The organism is Gemella sp. GH3 (genome assembly GCF_013415425.1).
GTDB lineage: Bacteria > Bacillota > Bacilli > Staphylococcales > Gemellaceae > Gemelliphila.
This window is the reverse complement of the sequence record NZ_JACBYC010000185.1, coordinates 27,435-44,921: the sequence shown is the minus strand read 5'-3', so window position 1 is coordinate 44,921 and position 17,487 is coordinate 27,435. Positions and strand designations below refer to the sequence as shown.

Here is a 17,487-nt window from a genome sequence, read left to right as displayed (position 1 = left end):
GTGGGCTCGGAGATGTGTAGAAGAGACAGTAATAGTAATAAGTATAAAGAATTATATTACACAAATAGAGATAAAAAAATTAAAATTAAATTTAAAAAATATTCATTAGATGATGATTTTTCTAATTTATTTAGAGATGTTATGAAGAATAATAAATTAGGATATGTCTGTTATGCTAATATGGAAATACTAGCATATAAAATGTACTTATCTTTAATTTTTGACGAAATTATAACCTTAAAAGATGTAGAGTATTAAATAAAAAAGATAGTAGAAAAATTACTACTATCTTTTTTATGTTATTTATATTTTCTAATTCTTAAAGATACTAACAATAATGCTATAGATCCTAATAATAGTGATGATGATTTTGAGTTTTCTACTCCTGTATTTGGCAATTTTTTACTACTGCTATTATCTACATTATTAGTATTATTTACAACGTTATCATTCATATTTTTATCATTGTTATTATTACTTATATTATTATCTTGAATGTATTTATTTTGAGTATTGTCTTTTGAATCGTTATTTTTATCTACTTCTGGAGATACTTCGGGTTCTTTATAATCTTTGTAATATATTTTTCTACCTAATTCAGGTTCTTTAACTGTTCCTAAGTGTTTTAGATAGTTTACAAAAAGTTCTGTATCAGGATCTAATGCACCTATTAATGTTGACTTAGTTAACTCAGGGAAATCATCTCCTCCTCCATATAAGAAGTCATTAATAATACCAGTATATTCTTTATCGTCTTGAATTAATTCTCTTTCTCCATTTTCTTTAACAATCCATGCTCTATCTACAACCCAATTAATAGAATTTCCTTTAGCATCAACAGTTCCAGTAGGAGCTTCTTTATACGTATAGATAATTCCAGACATCTGTAATAAGTATTTTTCTTCTGAATTATATTGAGAATTTAAGGCAGCTATTAAATCTTTTCCTTTGATATTGATAACTTGCATAACATTTCCGAATGGCTGAACTTTTTGAGCAGCTCCCCAAGTTACAACTCCGTCTTTAACTTCTAAATCAGCTCTAATTCCACCTTGATTAGTAATTGCAAAACTTGCTTGTGGATATCCAGCATTACGAGCAGCCCAAAGTTGTCCGTCAGTTATAATATTTCCTACAGGTGACTCTATGTTAGCTTTTAGATTTAAAGATTCTGCAGGTACTCTTTCTATAGTTTTTTCTGATTTTGCTAATTCTTCTAATAGTATGTCTTTTATTCTGTCATTAGCATCTTTAGCTAGTTCTACTAATTTTTGATTAGGAGTTACTGTATTATTATCTAAAACTTTTACTATTTGAGCTGTAATTTCTTTGAAATCATTTGTTTTTGTATCGTAAATACCTATTACATTAGATATAGCTTTTCCTTGAGCAGCTCCTTCTACAACTCTAATACCTTTGTATGTTCCATTAGCAATTACATGATTATGACCAGCAAATATGACATCTACACTAGAATCAGTATCTAATTTATCTATTATACGTTTAATTGCATCTCCAACTTCAGTTGCATTATCACTTGGAGAAGTTGCAGCTTCGTGAGCAAGAACAACTATAGCATTAACACCTTTTTGACGAAGCTCTTTGGCATATTTATTTATAACAGTAGCTGGATCTAAAATATCATATTGTTCCCAATGTTTTTTAAGTATTAAGTTAGGTATTTCTGAAGTAACTACACCTATATATCCTATTTTTGCACTTTCATTTTCAGCATCTGTATAAGTTTTTATAGTGTAAGGTTTCCAATCAAATGGAGTTTTCTTAGTCTCTTTGTCAACAACGTTAGCAACAACTATTTCCATTTTAGATGCTTCTCTAGGATAAGATTCTACAGCTTTGTTGAATTTTCCTTTTTCAGGATCTTCTCCTTTAAGGATACGATTGTATTCTGCTAATCCTTCATCAAATTCATGATTTCCTAATGTACCAACTTCAAATTTCATTTCATTTAAAGCTTTTATAGTTGGTTCATCTTGTAATATTCCAGATGCTGCTGGTGATGCTCCAACCATATCTCCTGCTTGAACTCTAGTAGATACAGCATCTTCTGCTTTAGCATCTTTAAATTCTTTTTCAGTTTTATCCAAGTATCCTGCAAGTAATGGGGCAGAACCTCCACGAGATTTTAATCTTTCGCCATACTCATAGACAGATCCAGTACCTTCTAATTGTCCATGGAAGTCATTAATTCCCATCATTTGAACAGCTACTTCACCTTCTTTAGAATAAGCTTCATTTGCTTCTCCATATGCATAAACTGATAAGATACCAGTACTTAAAACAGCAAAAGGTAAAACTTTAAATTTCTTTTTCATAATAATAAAAAATCCTTTCAAAATATATTTGATTACATTATAACAATCTTACGAACGAAAATCAATATAGATATATAAAAATACGTTATAAAAGGTATATAAATACAATTTTAAATTTATATTCTGTAGAAAAAGGGTTTTATTAACGAACAATATTAATATATTAAAGTTTTTTGTGAAATATAAATATTTATTGTATAATTTATTGTATATAAAATTTTAGGAGAAATAAATTGAGAGTATTATTAGTGTGTAGATATGATGGTAGTAAATATCATGGGTTTCAAATACAACCGAATAATAAAACTATTCAAGAGATGATTGAAAAAAGTTTATGTCGAATTCATAAAGGAGAAAATGTAAGAATTCATATGAGTGGTCGTACTGATAGTGGAGTACACGCTTATTTACAACCAATTCATTTTGACACAAATCTTAATCTTACAGAAGATGCTTGGGTAAAATCAGTTAATGCCTATTTACCAAAAGATATAAGAATAATAGGTAGTAAAATAGTTGGTGATGATTTTCATGTTAGATTTAATAGTATGGCAAAAACTTATGAATACAGGTTATGTATATCTAAAAATGTAGATCCCTTCTTAGTTAATTATGTAGGTCATACGCCTTTTAAATTTGATTACAAAAAAGCAGAAGAATGTCTACAATATTTCATAGGAACATATGATTTTAGCTCTTTTTGTTCAAAGAACAGTAGTGTAGAAGACAAAGTTAGAACTATAACAAATTTTAACATAAAACAAGAAAATAATATTGTAATATTTGAAATTACAGGTGATGGCTTTTTGTATAATATGGTTAGAATAATAATAGGTACTATTACAGATGTTGCCATTGGGAAATATGATAAATCTTTAATACCAGAAATTATAAATAAAAAAGATAGAAGCTTCGCAGGTAAAAGAGCAGAAGCCAGCGGTCTATATTTGAAAAATGTTATATACAATGAAAAAGAAATTAATAAATTTATAGAAAATTTACATAAAAATTAAGTTATACGTTATAAAATTGTATAAAACTCTTTGTTTTTCAAAGTAAAAATGATATAATTTTACTATATTGCATTTATTTATAAAAATAGATAATAAAGAAAATAAGTTATTGGAGGAACAACTATGTTATATTTTTATGCATTTTTGTTTGTAGCGTTTGTTTTAGGAACGTTAGCTCTATTTATATTTAGAAATAGAAAAAAACAAGATTTGCTACCATTACTTGAAGCCAAAGATGAGTTAGAACGAGAAACTCTATCTGAAGACTTAAAGCAAGTAAAAACATTGAACATTGCAGGTAAAGCTCAAAGTTTGTATGACGATTGGGAAAGTACGTGGTATGAAATACAAAGTATAGATATTGATGAATTAGATAAAGAGTTGTATCAAGCAGAATCATATATTGATAAATTTAATTTCAAAAGGGCAGATGAAATTATTTTTGATTGTGGGGAAAATATAGCTAACATTAAGGAAAAAATAGCTATTATTAGAAAAGAAATTAAAGAACTGACAGAAATAGAACCAAATAATAAAATTCAATATGAAGAAATAGTAAAAGAGTATAAAGATTTAAATAGAGAATTGTTAGCTAAACGTCATCAATATGGAGGTGCTTCAGAAAATTTTGAACAAAGTTTAAAAGACATAGCGCCTATATTAGATGAATTTAGAAATTTAACATCAAATGGTAAATATATAGAAGCTCAAGAAACTATTAATGATATCAAATTAAAAGTTATTGACTTAAAAGAAAGAATGGATATTTTACCAGAAATACTTCGAGAAATAGAGAAAACTACACCTTCACAAATACAAACTTTAAGACTTAAAGTAGAAGAAATGGAGAAAAAAGGATTTAAACTTTCTCATTTGGATATATCTACAAAAATTGAAAATTGTGTTTGGCAATTAAATGATGCTAGAGAAAAAGTAAAATCTGGAGATATTGATTTAATTGAATCTATATTAGATGGAATATATGACATAATTGATGAAGTTTCTAACAACCTAAAAAAAGAACTAGAATACAAAAAATATGTTGAAGAAAATTATTCAGATATTAGTAATAAGTTAAACGTTCAAGATAAATTAAACGAAGCACTGTATAATAACATTCAGGAAATAAAAAACAGATATCAAATATATTCTCAAGATGAAGAAATGATTGGAAAAAATTATAATAGTATCGGAGAGTTATTAGATATAAAAAAAGGAATAGATGTTTATATTAGTAATCAACCTAGATTGAATTATAAGGATTTAAAAGAAAAAGTACAAACTCTAGGTATGGAATTAGAAAAAATAGAAGAAGAACAAACTAATTATTCTAGATATTTAACTGGATTAAGAGAAGAAGAATTGAGATCTCGCGAAAAGTTAAACGAAATTAATCAAGAAAAAGAAATTGTTAGAAGAAAATTATCTAATTCTAGAGTACCTGGATTTAGTGATAGATTCGTAATTTTGTATAAAGAAGTGACAGACAGTTATAAATATGCTTTAGAAGAATTACATAAAGAGCCGATGAATATTGATTTAGTAAAACAATCAGTAGATGAAGCTACAGAATCATTAAATATCTATAAAAATGAAGTTAATAATATTTTAACAGATATTGAATTAGTAGAAAAATTAATTAGATATACTAATAGATACAGAAAAGATAATATTGAATTGCATAAACAATTAACTATAGCAGAGCAGTATTATAAAGAATATCGTTACAATAAAACTTTAGATATTATAAAAAATGCACTTGATAAAGTAGAACCAGGCGCTTATGAAAGAATAAAAAAAGAAATTAAAGTATATTAATAATGTTAGAATAATACAGTAGAAATACTGTATTATTTTTTTTACATATAATAAATGTCAATGTCAGGAGCAAAGTGATTAATTTATTTATAAATAATATAATATGTAGACATTGGAGGTACTTATGCAAGAAGTAATAAAAGTAAAAAATCTTAATAAAGACTATATAATAAAAAATAGGATTAGCTTTTTTAGGACAAGTAAAGAAATTAAACATGCAATTAAAGATATATCTTTTTCAATTTCAGAGGGAGAAATTGTTGGATATATAGGAGCTAATGGAGCTGGGAAATCAACAATGATAAAATTACTTTTAGGAATTTTATCTAAGACAAGTGGCAGTATAAATGTTTTTGGGAAAGAACCCTTTTATAATAGACAAAAAAACGCTAGTAATATAGGTGTTTTGTTTGGACAAAAATCACATCTTTGGTGGGATTTGCCATTAATTGATTCATTTAATTATTTAGCAAAAATTTATGATAATGAAGACAAGGAATGGTTAGAATATTTGATAGAAGAATTGAACGTTAGAGAATATTTACTTCAACCTGTAAGGCAACTTTCTTTGGGACAAAGAATGCGTGGAGAGTTTATAGCAAGTATTATACATAAACCTAAATTAATTTTTTTAGATGAACCTACTATTGGCTTGGATATAGAAACTAAAAATAAAATTATGGAACTTATCTTGAAAATAAATGAGAAATATAATACTACTATAATTTTGACAACACATGAAATATCAGATATAGAGAAAGTATGTAAGAGAATGATATTAATTGATGAAGGTAGCTTGAAGTATGATGGAAAGGTCAAGAAATATAAAGAGATTTATAATAATTATAAAAAAATAAAAATGTATGGAGAAAATATAGTTGATTTTAGTGTAGATGGTATATTTTTACTTAGGACAAATGTTGATTCAAAAGAATTTGTTTTTGATGTTACCAAGTTTACTCAACTAGATATAATAAAAATGATACCTAATCAATGTGTAGTCAAAGAAACAAAATTATTAGATTTAAATCTTCAGGAAATCTTGCTAGTAAAAAGTAAGGTAGGTGATACGTGTGAATAAATTATTAACTTATTCTATATACCAATATAGAAATTTGTTACAATATAGATTTAATACTATTATGCAAATAATAGCATCACTAACTTTAATATTAATACAATATAGTATTTGGACTTATGTTTTGTTAGTTACCATTTTGCAATTGTTGTTACCTATAAAGTTAACAACAAATTTTATATCTTCAAAAATTTTAAAAGGGAACTTAATAAATTACTTGAATAGACCTAATAGTCTTATCATTATTACTTTTTTTACGACTTTAGGAAATTTTATTTATAAAATTAAATTCCAAGTTCTGCCATTATTGTTTATATATTGTATATTTTTTTAGTTATATTATAGCTTTTCTTTTAGGTTATATTATATCATTATTATCTACAATATTTATAAGAATAAATGGAATTTCAGAACTGATAAGTGCATTACTAGTAATTTTTGGAGGAAGTATACTTCCATTAGATTTGTATCCGCAAATATTAATAAAAATATCTGAGTTTACGCCTTTTTATAGTATTATTTATTCACCTATATCTACTATAGTGTACAACAATTCTGATAAACAACTGCTTTTTATAATTGCTATGCAAATATTTTGGATAATTATATTTTGGATAATCAAAAGAATTTTATCTGAATATGTATTCAAAAGATTAGATATAATGGGAGGTTAAAATGAAAAAACATTTATATTTATACAAAGAGTTTTTGAAAATAGACTTTAAAAGAATAATGAGCTATAAGTTGGACTTTCTTGTAGGAAATTTCGGCTATTTAGTAGATACATTTACGACTTTATTTATTCTGCTTATTACATTACAATATACAGATATTATAGGTGGATTTTCTCTGTATCAAATATTATTTTTATACGGCTTTATAAGTTTAACATCATCATTATGGGAGTTTTTCTTCGTTACAACTTTAGAAGTTCCTTATCTTGTTCAAACAGGAGAATTGGATTTATTTTTATTAAGACCATTAAATACACTTTATCAATTTGTTATATTTCAATTAGATGAAGAGGCGATATTTGAATTAATTTCTGGATTAATAATTATTGCTTTTTCGTTATACAATTTGGATATATCAATAAATTATATGTTTATTATTAAATTTATTCTATTCGTTATATCTGCTGTTTTAATAAGAGAAGCAATATATTTATCATTGGTATCTTTTAGCTTTTTCTCTATAACTAATGATGGAATGAAAAATATTTTGTGGCAAATATATGAATTATCTAATTATCCTATAAATATTTATCCATTTTTTATTAAAGTTATTTTAATAATTATACCTTTCTCTTTTGTAGGATATTTTCCAGTTGTTAATCTATTGAATACTACAAATACTTTTAATTTTGAATCATTTATATTAGTAGCTATAGGTCCTCTGATATTATATGTAGTGTATAAAACTATTTGGACTTTTGGTTTAAAATTTTATCAAAGTACAGGATCATAGTATTTGATAATTACTACTAATTATGTTGGATAAAATAAATTTAGTAAAACGTCTTAAAGATTTTAATTACTTTAAGATGTTTTTATTTTTTTGTGCCAATTTTAACTATATTAAAATAATAAAAATAGTTAATAAATAGTATATAAAAACTATTGAAATTATTTAATAAATAGTGTAGAATAATTAAAGTCTAGATAATATTAAACAAATAGTTTATTAATATTAAACTTATCATACATAAAGTTTATTAATATAAAACTTAGGAGGGTATATGAATCTAATAGGCTATAAATTGAAGAAACTAAGAATACAAAAGGGGCTCACCCAGGAAGAATTAGGGGAAAGAACAGACTTATCAAAAGGATATATATCTCAAGTTGAAAGAGATTTAGCATCACCATCAATGGAAACTTTTTTTAATATTTTGCAGGTTTTAGGTTGTGAGCCTAAAGATTTTTTTGAACAAAAAAGTTCTCAGCAACAGATATTGTACAAAAAAGAAGATCAAACTAGTTACGAAGAAACCGATGATTTTTATAAATTAAATTGGCTAGTTCCAGAATCTAACGAAAAAGAAATGGAGTCTTTAGTATTAACTCTTAAAAGTAATAGTAAATATAAAAAATTTGATCCTTCAGAGTCCGATACACTTTGTTATGTGTTGAAAGGTAAGTGTATGTTAACTTTTGGTAGTAATAATTATGTAGCAGAAACTACAGAAACATTTTATTTTACGGCTACAGATGAGCATGTTTTGTCAAATCCTTTTGATGAAGAATGTGAAGTATTAATCGTAGTTACTAATTCATATTTATAGGAGGTTTATTATGGTAAATATAGTTGAATTCAAAGGTGTAAGTATGTCTTTTGGAAATACAACTGTTTTAAAAAATATTGACTTAGAAATAGAAAAAGGAAAGTTTTACACTTTATTAGGACCTAGTGGTTGCGGAAAAAGTACGATATTAAAATTAATTGGTGGTTTTTTGCAGCCTAGCGAAGGTGATGTATTATTATCTGGAAAAATAGTTAATAACGTTCCGGCAAATTTACGTCAAGTTAATACAGTTTTTCAAGATTATGCATTATTTCCACATATGGATGTATTTGAAAATGTTGCATTTGGTTTAAAAATAAAAAATGAAAAAAAAGAAATAATAAAGAAAAAAGTAAAAAAAGCACTAAAATTAGTTAATTTATCTGGTTTTGAAAAACGTAGTATTGATGAGATGAGTGGTGGACAAAAACAACGTGTAGCTATAGCACGAGCAATAATAAATGAACCTGAAATTATACTATTAGATGAATCTTTGTCAGCACTAGATTTGAAATTACGTCAAGAAATGCAATATGAACTTCGTGAATTACAGCAACAAACAGGTATTACTTTTATATATGTAACACACGATCAAGAAGAAGCTTTAGCAATGAGTGATTATATATTTGTTATGAATAATGGAAAAATAGAGCAAAGTGGAACGCCTTTAGATATTTATGACGAACCTGTAAATAAATTTGTTGCAGATTTTATAGGAGAATCTAATATAGTAAATGCTATAATGGTGGAAGATTACCTAGTAGAAATTTATGGTAAACAATATGAATGTGTTGATGCCGGATTAGATAAAAATAAACGAGTTGAAGTAGTTATTAGACCAGAAGATTTGGAAATAACGTCAGTAGAAAAAGGGAAGATAAATGTAGTGGTAGATACACAGTTATTTAGAGGAGTCCATTATGAAATATGTTGCTTAGATGACCAATATAATGAATGGATTGTACATTCTACTAAACCTACAAAACCTGGACAAGCAGCAGGATTAAATTTTGAAGCAGAAGCTATTCATATTATGGTTCCAGGAGAAACAGAAGAAGAATTTGATGCCAGATTAGAATCATATGAAGAGGAGGAATAGTCATGTTCAACAGAAAAACTAAATTGATTTTTGCCATTCCTTACGCTCTATGGATGTTTTTATTTGTAGTTTTTCCTATATTGCTAATATTGTATTATTCATTCCATAATACTGATGGAGACTTTACTTTAGGTAATTATAAAGAGTTTTTTGGTAAAAGTTATATGTGGATGACTTTTTATAGTTTTTGGTATGCCTTTATTATAACTGCCATTTGTTTAATCTTGAGTTATCCTTTAGCATTTGTAATTAGTCGTAGCAAATACAAAGAGTTATTATTACTTTTAATTATTTTACCAACTTGGATAAATATTTTATTAAAGACATATGCGTTTTTAGGTCTATTTGGTAAACATGGTACAGTAAATAATGTTTTGGAATTTTTAGGAATAGGAACACAAGACTTATTATTTAATTCATTTAGTTTTGTATTTGTATCTGTGTATATTTTCTTACCGTTTATGTTACTTCCAATATATAATTCTGTATCTGGTATAAATACAAATATCGTTAATGCTTCTTATGATTTAGGAGCTGATTCTAGAACAACATTCTTAAAAGTTATTTTACCTTTGAGTATAGAGGGTGTTAAGACGGGTATTCAAGTAACATTTATTCCTGCCTTGTCAATATTTATGATAACTAGATTAATAGCAGGGAATAAAATTATAAATCTAGGTACAGCTATAGAAGAACATTTCTTAGTAACCCAAAATGTAGGTTTAGGTTCAACAATCGCAGTGTTTTTAATCTTTACAATGGCTATTATTATGAGTATAACTAATAGTAAAAATAAATTAGGAAGGAGAAAATAATTATGAAAAATATATCTTCTAAACTATATTTATCAATAGTTTTTATTATTCTATATATTCCTATAATTTATTTAGCTTGGTTTTCATTTAGTTCAGGTAGAAATATGAATTCATTTGAAGAATTTTCATTTATTCATTATTTGGAATTATTTGAAAATAGCCGTATGATAGTGATAGTAATAAATACTATAGTAGTTGCTTTGTTATGTGGATTATTTTCTGCAATTTTAGGAACTATTGGAGCTTTAGCAATATATTCTCTAAAAACAAAGAAATTTAGGAATGGTATTTTGATTGGAAATAATATACTAATAGTAAGTCCAGATGTAATAATAGGTTGTTCATTTTTATTAATGTTTAACTTTTTATTCAAAGATAGTATTCAGGGTTTCTGGTCTGTTTTGATATCACATATAGCGTTTAGTATACCGATAGTAGTTTTAATGGTTTTACCTAAATTATATGAAATGCCTATTTCTATGATTGATGCAGCAATTGATTTAGGAGCAAACAGTTATCAAGTAATTACAAAGGTAATAATTCCTTATATTACTCCCGGAATTTTGGCTGGTTTCTTTATGGGCCTTACTTATTCACTTGATGACTTTGCTGTTACATTTTTTGTTACAGGAAATGGATTCCAAACTTTATCTGTTGAAGTTTACTCAATGGCAAGACAAGGAATTAATCTACAAATTAATGCTCTTTCAACGGTTATAACAGTACTTGTTGTTATTGCAGTAGCTGTTTATTATGTTATTAACGTAAGTAAGTTAAAAAAGCAAGGGAGGGCATAAAATGAAAAAATTAATTATTTATTCATTAGTTATTTTTTTAGTAAGTGTAGGTCTACTACATAGTAGATCATACATAGATTCTTCTCAATCTGGAAATAATAATACACTTACTATTTTTAACTGGGGAGAGTATATATCACCGGAGTTGATTAAAAAATTTGAAGATGAAACTGGTATATCAGTTATTTATGAAACATTTGATTCAAACGAAGCACTTCTAACTAAACTAAAATCAGAATCAACATCTTATGATATAGTTGTTCCTTCCGATTATATGATAAAGAAAATGATTGATGCAGATATGCTGAAAAAACTGGATAAAAGTAAAATAGAAGGTTTTGAGAATCTTGATGAGAGGTTAGTTAATCAAAGTTTTGATTATAATAATGTCTATTCTGTTCCGTATTTTTGGGGAACGTTAGGTATAGTTTATAATTCTAACTTGGTTGATGAAGATATGACTTTTGAAAAATGGGATGATTTATGGGATTCTAGATTAAAAAATGAAATATTGTTAATAGATGGTGCAAGAGAAATGTTAGGTATAGCGCTACAGTCTGAAGGAAAATCAGTTAATGAAACTAATGAAGTTGATTTAAGGTTAGCAGAAAGAAAACTAGAATTATTAGGATCTAATATAAAAGCTATTAATAGTGATGAAAAAATTATGTTGATGTCTAACAATGAAGCTAAAGTAGCAGTTGCTTTTTCTGGAGATGCTAATGAAATGATTAGTAATAACGAAGATTTAGTATACAGAGTACCTAAAGATGGAAGCAATATTTGGTTTGACAATATGGTTATTCCTAAAGTTTCTAAAAATGAAGAAGCAGCTTATAAATTTATTAATTTTATGTTGCGACCAGAAAATGCTGCTATAAATGCAGAATATATAGGATATTCAACACCAGTAAAAACTGCATTAGAATTATTACCAGAAGAAATAGTATCAGACGAACAATTTTATCCTAAAGAAGATATTATGAAAAGATTAGAAGTCTATCAAACACAAACTCAAAAAATAGTTCAGCTACAAAACGATTTATTTTTAGAGTTTAAAATAAATAGCAATAGAAATTAAAAAAATCTCGTTATTTTGTTAAATAACGAGATTTTTTTAATTAACTTTATAATTAGTTTATACGTGATAAAAATTTCTCATTTTCAATTACTACACGAGTATGTTTTGCATTAGCTATCTCTACATTATTTTCATAAGCATAAATTTCAAAATTGATAACTTTATTTTTTATAATTTCTACTATACGAACTTCTATATTAATTTTTTTACCTATCTTTGTAGGTCTTAGATGATTAATATTAATATTGCTACCTACAGTTCCGTAATTTTTATCTAAATATTGATTTATTAAAATTTTAGCAGTTTCTTCCATAAAAGCAACTAACATAGGTGTAGATAAAACTTCTAAATCTCCACTTCCTATATTTTTAGCACTATGCTCTGATAAAACTACGTATTCTCTAATTAAAGTGTCATTAATTTTCATAATTTCTTCTCCTTATTAATAGAAATTAACGCTATATTCTTTAAAAACTTTATTCTCATATATAAATTTTGCCGAAAAGAAAGGTTTATCTTCAAGTAACCAATCTAAAAATATATAATCACCTTCCCATGTATGAATATTTCTATTTCTTATATCTTCTTTATTTATCCATATTAAGTCGCCTTCAGGGCAATTATCAGTTAATGTCCCAGAAAAATCTGTTGCAGTAAATACATAAGTATACCAATTAGTATTTTCTTCGAAATCAGGAAAAGTTATAATACCTCTTAATGTAGGATTAATTATATCAAGATTAGTTTCTTCTTTTACTTCTCTAATTATACATTCTTCTGGAGTTTCTCCTTCTTCTAATTTTCCACCAACACTTATAGTAAGATTTTTATGTATATCATTTTTTTTCTTCGTTCTTTTTAACATTAAAAAAGAATTTCCGTTATCTATATAACACATACTTCCTAAAGTTATCATAATAGCCTCCTATAAATCAAAGAGGTAGTAATTATCGATAAATAATTATCGTTTATTACAACCTCTAAATAATTTGTAAATTATTTACTTTTTGAGTTAGTAGCAAGTTTATCAAATGCTACACAACCAAAAGAAAGTGCCAATGAGAAAATTGAACAATTAAGAAGAGTAAGACTACTTCCATTTTCACCTAGAATAGATTTCACGATAAAAATGGCTATAAACGAGAAAATAAATCCCCAAAATAGTGATACTACAAATCTCAAAGTGAACACTCCTTTCATATAAGATAATACTATTATACATCTAAACGAAATAACTTACAAGAAATTTTGTAAAATACTATTATTTCTTTATGTAAACTATGTTATAATATAAAAGAAATATTATTTAAGGAGAGAGCATATGTACGATTATTTGTATATAGATATTGACTTACAAGATAATATTACGGATAATATACAAAAAATATTTTTAGAAAACAATATTAAATTTAAATTTGTTGCTGAAATAGATAGTGTATTAAAAAATATTTTATTTTTAACTTCTAATAAAAATAAAATTACTGAAAATTGTAGAACTATATTTTTATTAGATAGAGATTACGATTTATTAGATTGTAAGGGAAGTTATTATATAAAAAATATAGAAGATATTGTAAAAATATATAATAAAGATATTATTGTAGAATGGGCAGCTGAAATTCAATTTCTAGCACAAAATACGCTAGCATATAGTAAAGATAAGTTTGATTTGGAAAGAGCAGAGAGGCTTAGAGAAATTTCTTGTGAAATGTTAAGTTATAAGTATAAAACTAATTCAGAAACTATAAAGCATATATTTGCTAATGAAGTAGGCTATCAAACACCGAAACTAGAGAATAGAGCGGCAATAATAAAAGATAATAAAATATTATTAGTTAAAGAAAAATCTGATAACAGATGGGCATTACCTGGAGGTTATCAAGATGTCAATAAATCTATAAAAGATAATGTTATTAAAGAGTGCGGAGAAGAAGCTGGTGCTGTAGTTAAACCTATCAAAATAGTATCGCTATTAGATTATAACAAACATCATAATTATAATTTTCCGTTAGGAATGCTTAAAATTATTGTTTTATGCGAATATATTTCACATGATTTCAAATATAACATTGAAACTGAAGATTCAAACTTTTTTGATTTTCACAATTTACCAGAATTATCTACAACTAGAACAACATTTGAGCAAATTCAAATGTGTTTTGATTGTTATAATAATTTGGATAATTGGGAGGTGATTTTTGACTAATAGTCATATAATTATGGATAAATTACAGATAAAAATTTTAGATAAAAAATTACCTAGTCACGAACAAATAGTTTTTGGTTTATTATTAACATTCGTAGGAGGTTTTTTTGACTCTTATACATATATAAATTGTAATGGTATATTTGCAAATGCACAAACAGGAAATTTGATATTTATAGGATTAGCATTAGCAGATGGTGATTTTTCAACTGTTTTAAATTTTGTTCCTCCTATAAGCGCTTTTATAGTAGGTGTTGTTTTTAATGAATATATTATAAAGAAAAATATATATTTACCTATAAGAAGGTATATTAATATTTCTTTATTAATACAAATATTCCTATTATTTTTTGCATATTTTGTGCCCAAAGTCTATTATTTGGATACTAGACCACTAATTATTTCATTTGTTTGTGCTATGCAATTTGATAGTTTTAGAACTATTAATAAGATACCTTTTGCTAACACTTTTTGTACAGGAAACCTACGTTCAGCAAGTGAGCATATCTTTAGATATATATTTTTAAAAGAACGAGAAAGTAAGGTTAAATTTTATATTTACTTTTCTTTAATTGTTATGTTCTTATTTGGTGTAGTTACTGGAAGTGTTGTGTCATATAATTTTAATCATCATGCTTTACTTCTTGTTATAGGCGTTTTGATAGTTGACTTTTTCATTGCAATTTTTCATGATATGGGAAGGGTATAAATGACAAAAATTAGACATAATTAATAAAAAAATGCTATAATTTAAGTGTAAAATGTTGAAATTACCTAATTTTAGGTATAGGAGGATATTATGGAGCGTGAAGTTATAATTAAGAAATTTAATAAATATTTAGATAATCATTCAAAAGAGCTATCGAAAAATACAATTTCATCATATATGTTAGATATAACTAAATTATTAAAGCATTTAGAAGATAAAGATATTGTAGAATTTATTGTAGATGAAACAAATATCGAAAATTATATTACTATTCTTCGTCAAGAAAATTACTCAGAATCAACTATATCTCGTGTATTTTCAGCATTTAATATGTTTAATAATTTTTTATATGATGAAAAAATAATAAATCAAAAAGTAAGATTAGATAATAAAGCGAAAAAAGTAAATAGCACAAAAGATTTAGTGATATTTACACGTGAAGAAATTAATGCTATTTTAAATTTTACTGGAGATTCATTCTTAGATTTGAGAGATAAAGCTATTTTTGAATTAGTTTACGCTATAGGTATTAAACCTTCTGATTGTATTATGCTAACAACAAAAGATATAAATTTAGAAATAGGGTATATAAAATATAAGAGTGGAAAAGGAACGTATAATACTGTTCCTTTAAATTCAGAAACTGTTAATGCTCTTAATAATTATTTAAAAGCATTAAATACTTTCGAAACTAAAAAAGATGATAGTTTATTTATCTCAACTAGTGGAGAACGTTTGACACGTCAAGGATTTTGGAAAATCTTCAAAAGAAGACAAAAAAATATTAATTTAAACAAAGAATTAAATCCTACCACATATAGAAATAGTTTGGCAATTCATCTTTTAGAAGATGGAATTTCAGTAGAAGATGTCAGAGAAATATTAGGATTAAAAACTATTAATAGTTTAAAAGTCTATATTGACAACATAAACAATAGTAAAAAAGTTAAATTGTTAACAAAACACCCAAGAAATATGCTAAAGTAAGAAAGGATATTTATGTATAAGGTTAATTTAGAATGTTTTCAAGGTCCATTAGATTTGTTGCTTCATCTTATAGAAAAAATGGAGATTGATATTCATAATATTCCTATTGCTAGCCTTACTGATAGTTATTTAGAATATTTAAATAATAGCGATGAATTATCATTAGAAAATGCAGAAGAATACATTGTTATGGCTTCTACCTTGATACATATAAAAAGCAAAAGTTTATTGCCACAAGATGTAGAAGAGGTTATAGAAGATGAACAGGAATTGGTCCAAAAATTAATAGATTATAGAAATTATAAACAAATATGCGATGTTTTTGATGATTTACAAATAGAACGTCAAAATTTTGGAGAAAAATATCCTGAGGATATAGAAGTAGATGCTAATTTAATGCTTATGTCTGCTAACTTATTAAAAAAAGCATTAAAAAGAGTTTTAGAAAATAATAAAGCAAATGAAATACCTACTAATATAAAATATAGAAAAGAAATATCAATAGAGAATATAAGAAGTTTTATATTGAAGTATGTAACCAAAAAAGATAATATTCAGTTTAGTGATTTAATTTCGAATTATGATACTAAAGAAGAAATAGTAGCAACATTTATTTGCATTTTAGAAATGATAAAAGAAAATAGAATAATTTGTAAAGAAATAGGAGAAGAATTGTATATAGAAAAAACTTTTTAATATACACAAAATTATACTATGTTATTTGATGAAAATAAAAAATTATTAGAAGCTTTATTTTTTGTAAAAGGAGAAGAAGGTATATCTATAGAATATATATCTATATTTCTTGAAGTTGATTATAATATAGCTGAGAATTTACTTGATACTTTTAAAGAAAATTATAATAAATTAGATAATTCATTAATTATAAAGAAATTTGGTAATATCTACAAAATGTTAGTAAAAGCAGACATTTATAACACTATAAAAACCGTATTATCTTCTAAAAAATTGTCAAAATTATCAAAAGCTTCGTTGGAAACCTTAGCTATAATTGCTTACAATCAACCAATATCAAAGATTGAAATTGATAAAATAAGAGGAGTAAATAGTGACTCTATAGTTAATAGTTTATTAGAAAAAGAATTAATAGTTTCAAATAAAGTGTTAGATAAAATAGGAAAACCAAAACTTTATGAAACTACCGATTACTTTTTAGATGTATTTGGTTTGGAAAGTTTAGAACATCTTCCTAATGTAGAAGATAAAAGTGTAGAAAGTTTGAACGAATTTTTAAACAAATAGG

Annotated in this window: 18 protein-coding genes and 1 pseudogene; 15 read left to right on the top strand and 4 right to left on the bottom strand. The window is 25.6% G+C overall.

What is annotated here, in order from left to right:
- Window positions 1-258 (top strand): annotated as a pseudogene (locus HZY83_RS06960) (hypothetical protein); the annotation flags it as partial.
- Between the two features lie 41 nt (window positions 259-299).
- Here the strand turns inward: HZY83_RS06960 and HZY83_RS06955 are convergent.
- A complete protein-coding gene (locus HZY83_RS06955) occupies window positions 300-2,336 on the bottom strand; it encodes a bifunctional metallophosphatase/5'-nucleotidase (protein WP_179943321.1) in 2,037 nt (678 codons plus the stop codon).
- A gap of 233 nt (window positions 2,337-2,569) precedes the next feature.
- Here HZY83_RS06955 and truA point away from each other — a divergent pair, with 233 nt between their 5' ends.
- The 9 genes from truA to HZY83_RS06910 all read left to right on the top strand — a co-directional run bounded on the left by truA (window position 2,570) and on the right by HZY83_RS06910 (window position 12,321).
- Window positions 2,570-3,349 carry a tRNA pseudouridine(38-40) synthase TruA gene (truA, locus tag HZY83_RS06950; RefSeq protein WP_179943320.1) on the top strand — a complete coding sequence of 260 codons (780 nt, stop codon included), beginning with the start codon at window positions 2,570-2,572 and terminating at the stop codon, window positions 3,347-3,349.
- A gap of 123 nt (window positions 3,350-3,472) precedes the next feature.
- Window positions 3,473-5,167 (top strand): septation ring formation regulator EzrA, encoded by a 1,695-nt coding sequence (locus tag HZY83_RS06945; protein ID WP_179943319.1) that lies wholly within the window; start codon window positions 3,473-3,475, stop codon window positions 5,165-5,167.
- Between the two features lie 124 nt (window positions 5,168-5,291).
- Window positions 5,292-6,248: an ABC transporter ATP-binding protein gene (locus HZY83_RS06940; protein ID WP_179943318.1), complete on the top strand. Its 957-nt coding sequence runs from the start codon at window positions 5,292-5,294 to the stop codon at window positions 6,246-6,248.
- A gap of 672 nt (window positions 6,249-6,920) precedes the next feature.
- A complete protein-coding gene (locus tag HZY83_RS06935; protein ID WP_179943317.1) occupies window positions 6,921-7,712 on the top strand; it encodes an ABC transporter permease in 792 nt (263 codons plus the stop codon).
- Window positions 7,713-7,983: 271 nt separating this feature from the next.
- Entirely contained in the window at window positions 7,984-8,529 is a 546-nt protein-coding gene (locus HZY83_RS06930; protein ID WP_179943316.1) for a helix-turn-helix domain-containing protein, read from the top strand.
- 10 nt (window positions 8,530-8,539) lie between these two features.
- Entirely contained in the window at window positions 8,540-9,628 is a 1,089-nt protein-coding gene (locus tag HZY83_RS06925) for an ABC transporter ATP-binding protein (protein ID WP_179943315.1), read from the top strand.
- A 2-nt stretch (window positions 9,629-9,630) separates the two neighbouring features.
- Window positions 9,631-10,443, top strand: coding sequence for an ABC transporter permease (locus tag HZY83_RS06920; protein ID WP_179943314.1), 813 nt, complete (start codon window positions 9,631-9,633; stop codon window positions 10,441-10,443).
- 2 nt (window positions 10,444-10,445) lie between these two features.
- A complete protein-coding gene (locus tag HZY83_RS06915; protein WP_179943313.1) occupies window positions 10,446-11,240 on the top strand; it encodes an ABC transporter permease in 795 nt (264 codons plus the stop codon).
- 1 nt (window position 11,241) lies between these two features.
- Entirely contained in the window at window positions 11,242-12,321 is a 1,080-nt protein-coding gene (locus HZY83_RS06910; protein ID WP_179943312.1) for an ABC transporter substrate-binding protein, read from the top strand.
- 52 nt (window positions 12,322-12,373) lie between these two features.
- Here HZY83_RS06910 and HZY83_RS06905 read toward each other — a convergent pair whose 3' ends face one another.
- The 3 genes from HZY83_RS06905 to HZY83_RS06895 form a co-directional block, all read right to left on the bottom strand.
- On the bottom strand, window positions 12,374-12,748 hold the full coding sequence (locus HZY83_RS06905; RefSeq protein ID WP_179943311.1) for a thioesterase family protein: 375 nt from the start codon (window positions 12,746-12,748) through the stop codon (window positions 12,374-12,376).
- 15 nt (window positions 12,749-12,763) lie between these two features.
- Window positions 12,764-13,237: an NUDIX hydrolase gene (locus HZY83_RS06900; protein ID WP_179943310.1), complete on the bottom strand. Its 474-nt coding sequence runs from the start codon at window positions 13,235-13,237 to the stop codon at window positions 12,764-12,766.
- A gap of 80 nt (window positions 13,238-13,317) precedes the next feature.
- A complete protein-coding gene (locus HZY83_RS06895) occupies window positions 13,318-13,503 on the bottom strand; it encodes a DUF2929 family protein (RefSeq protein WP_179943309.1) in 186 nt (61 codons plus the stop codon).
- Window positions 13,504-13,642: 139 nt separating this feature from the next.
- Here HZY83_RS06895 and HZY83_RS06890 point away from each other — a divergent pair, with 139 nt between their 5' ends.
- From HZY83_RS06890 to scpB, 5 genes are all read left to right on the top strand, one after another.
- On the top strand, window positions 13,643-14,527 hold the full coding sequence (locus tag HZY83_RS06890) for an NUDIX hydrolase (protein ID WP_179943308.1): 885 nt from the start codon (window positions 13,643-13,645) through the stop codon (window positions 14,525-14,527).
- Window positions 14,520-15,236 carry a YoaK family protein gene (locus HZY83_RS06885; RefSeq protein ID WP_228098471.1) on the top strand — a complete coding sequence of 239 codons (717 nt, stop codon included), beginning with the start codon at window positions 14,520-14,522 and terminating at the stop codon, window positions 15,234-15,236. Before HZY83_RS06890 ends, HZY83_RS06885 begins: the two co-directional genes overlap by 8 nt.
- 90 nt (window positions 15,237-15,326) lie before the next feature.
- Window positions 15,327-16,223 carry a tyrosine-type recombinase/integrase gene (locus HZY83_RS06880; RefSeq protein ID WP_179943307.1) on the top strand — a complete coding sequence of 299 codons (897 nt, stop codon included), beginning with the start codon at window positions 15,327-15,329 and terminating at the stop codon, window positions 16,221-16,223.
- A 12-nt stretch (window positions 16,224-16,235) separates the two neighbouring features.
- Entirely contained in the window at window positions 16,236-16,919 is a 684-nt protein-coding gene (locus HZY83_RS06875) for a segregation and condensation protein A (RefSeq protein ID WP_179943306.1), read from the top strand.
- 18 nt (window positions 16,920-16,937) lie between these two features.
- Window positions 16,938-17,486 (top strand): SMC-Scp complex subunit ScpB, encoded by a 549-nt coding sequence (scpB, locus tag HZY83_RS06870; RefSeq protein WP_179943305.1) that lies wholly within the window; start codon window positions 16,938-16,940, stop codon window positions 17,484-17,486.
- Window position 17,487 lies beyond the last annotated feature (1 nt).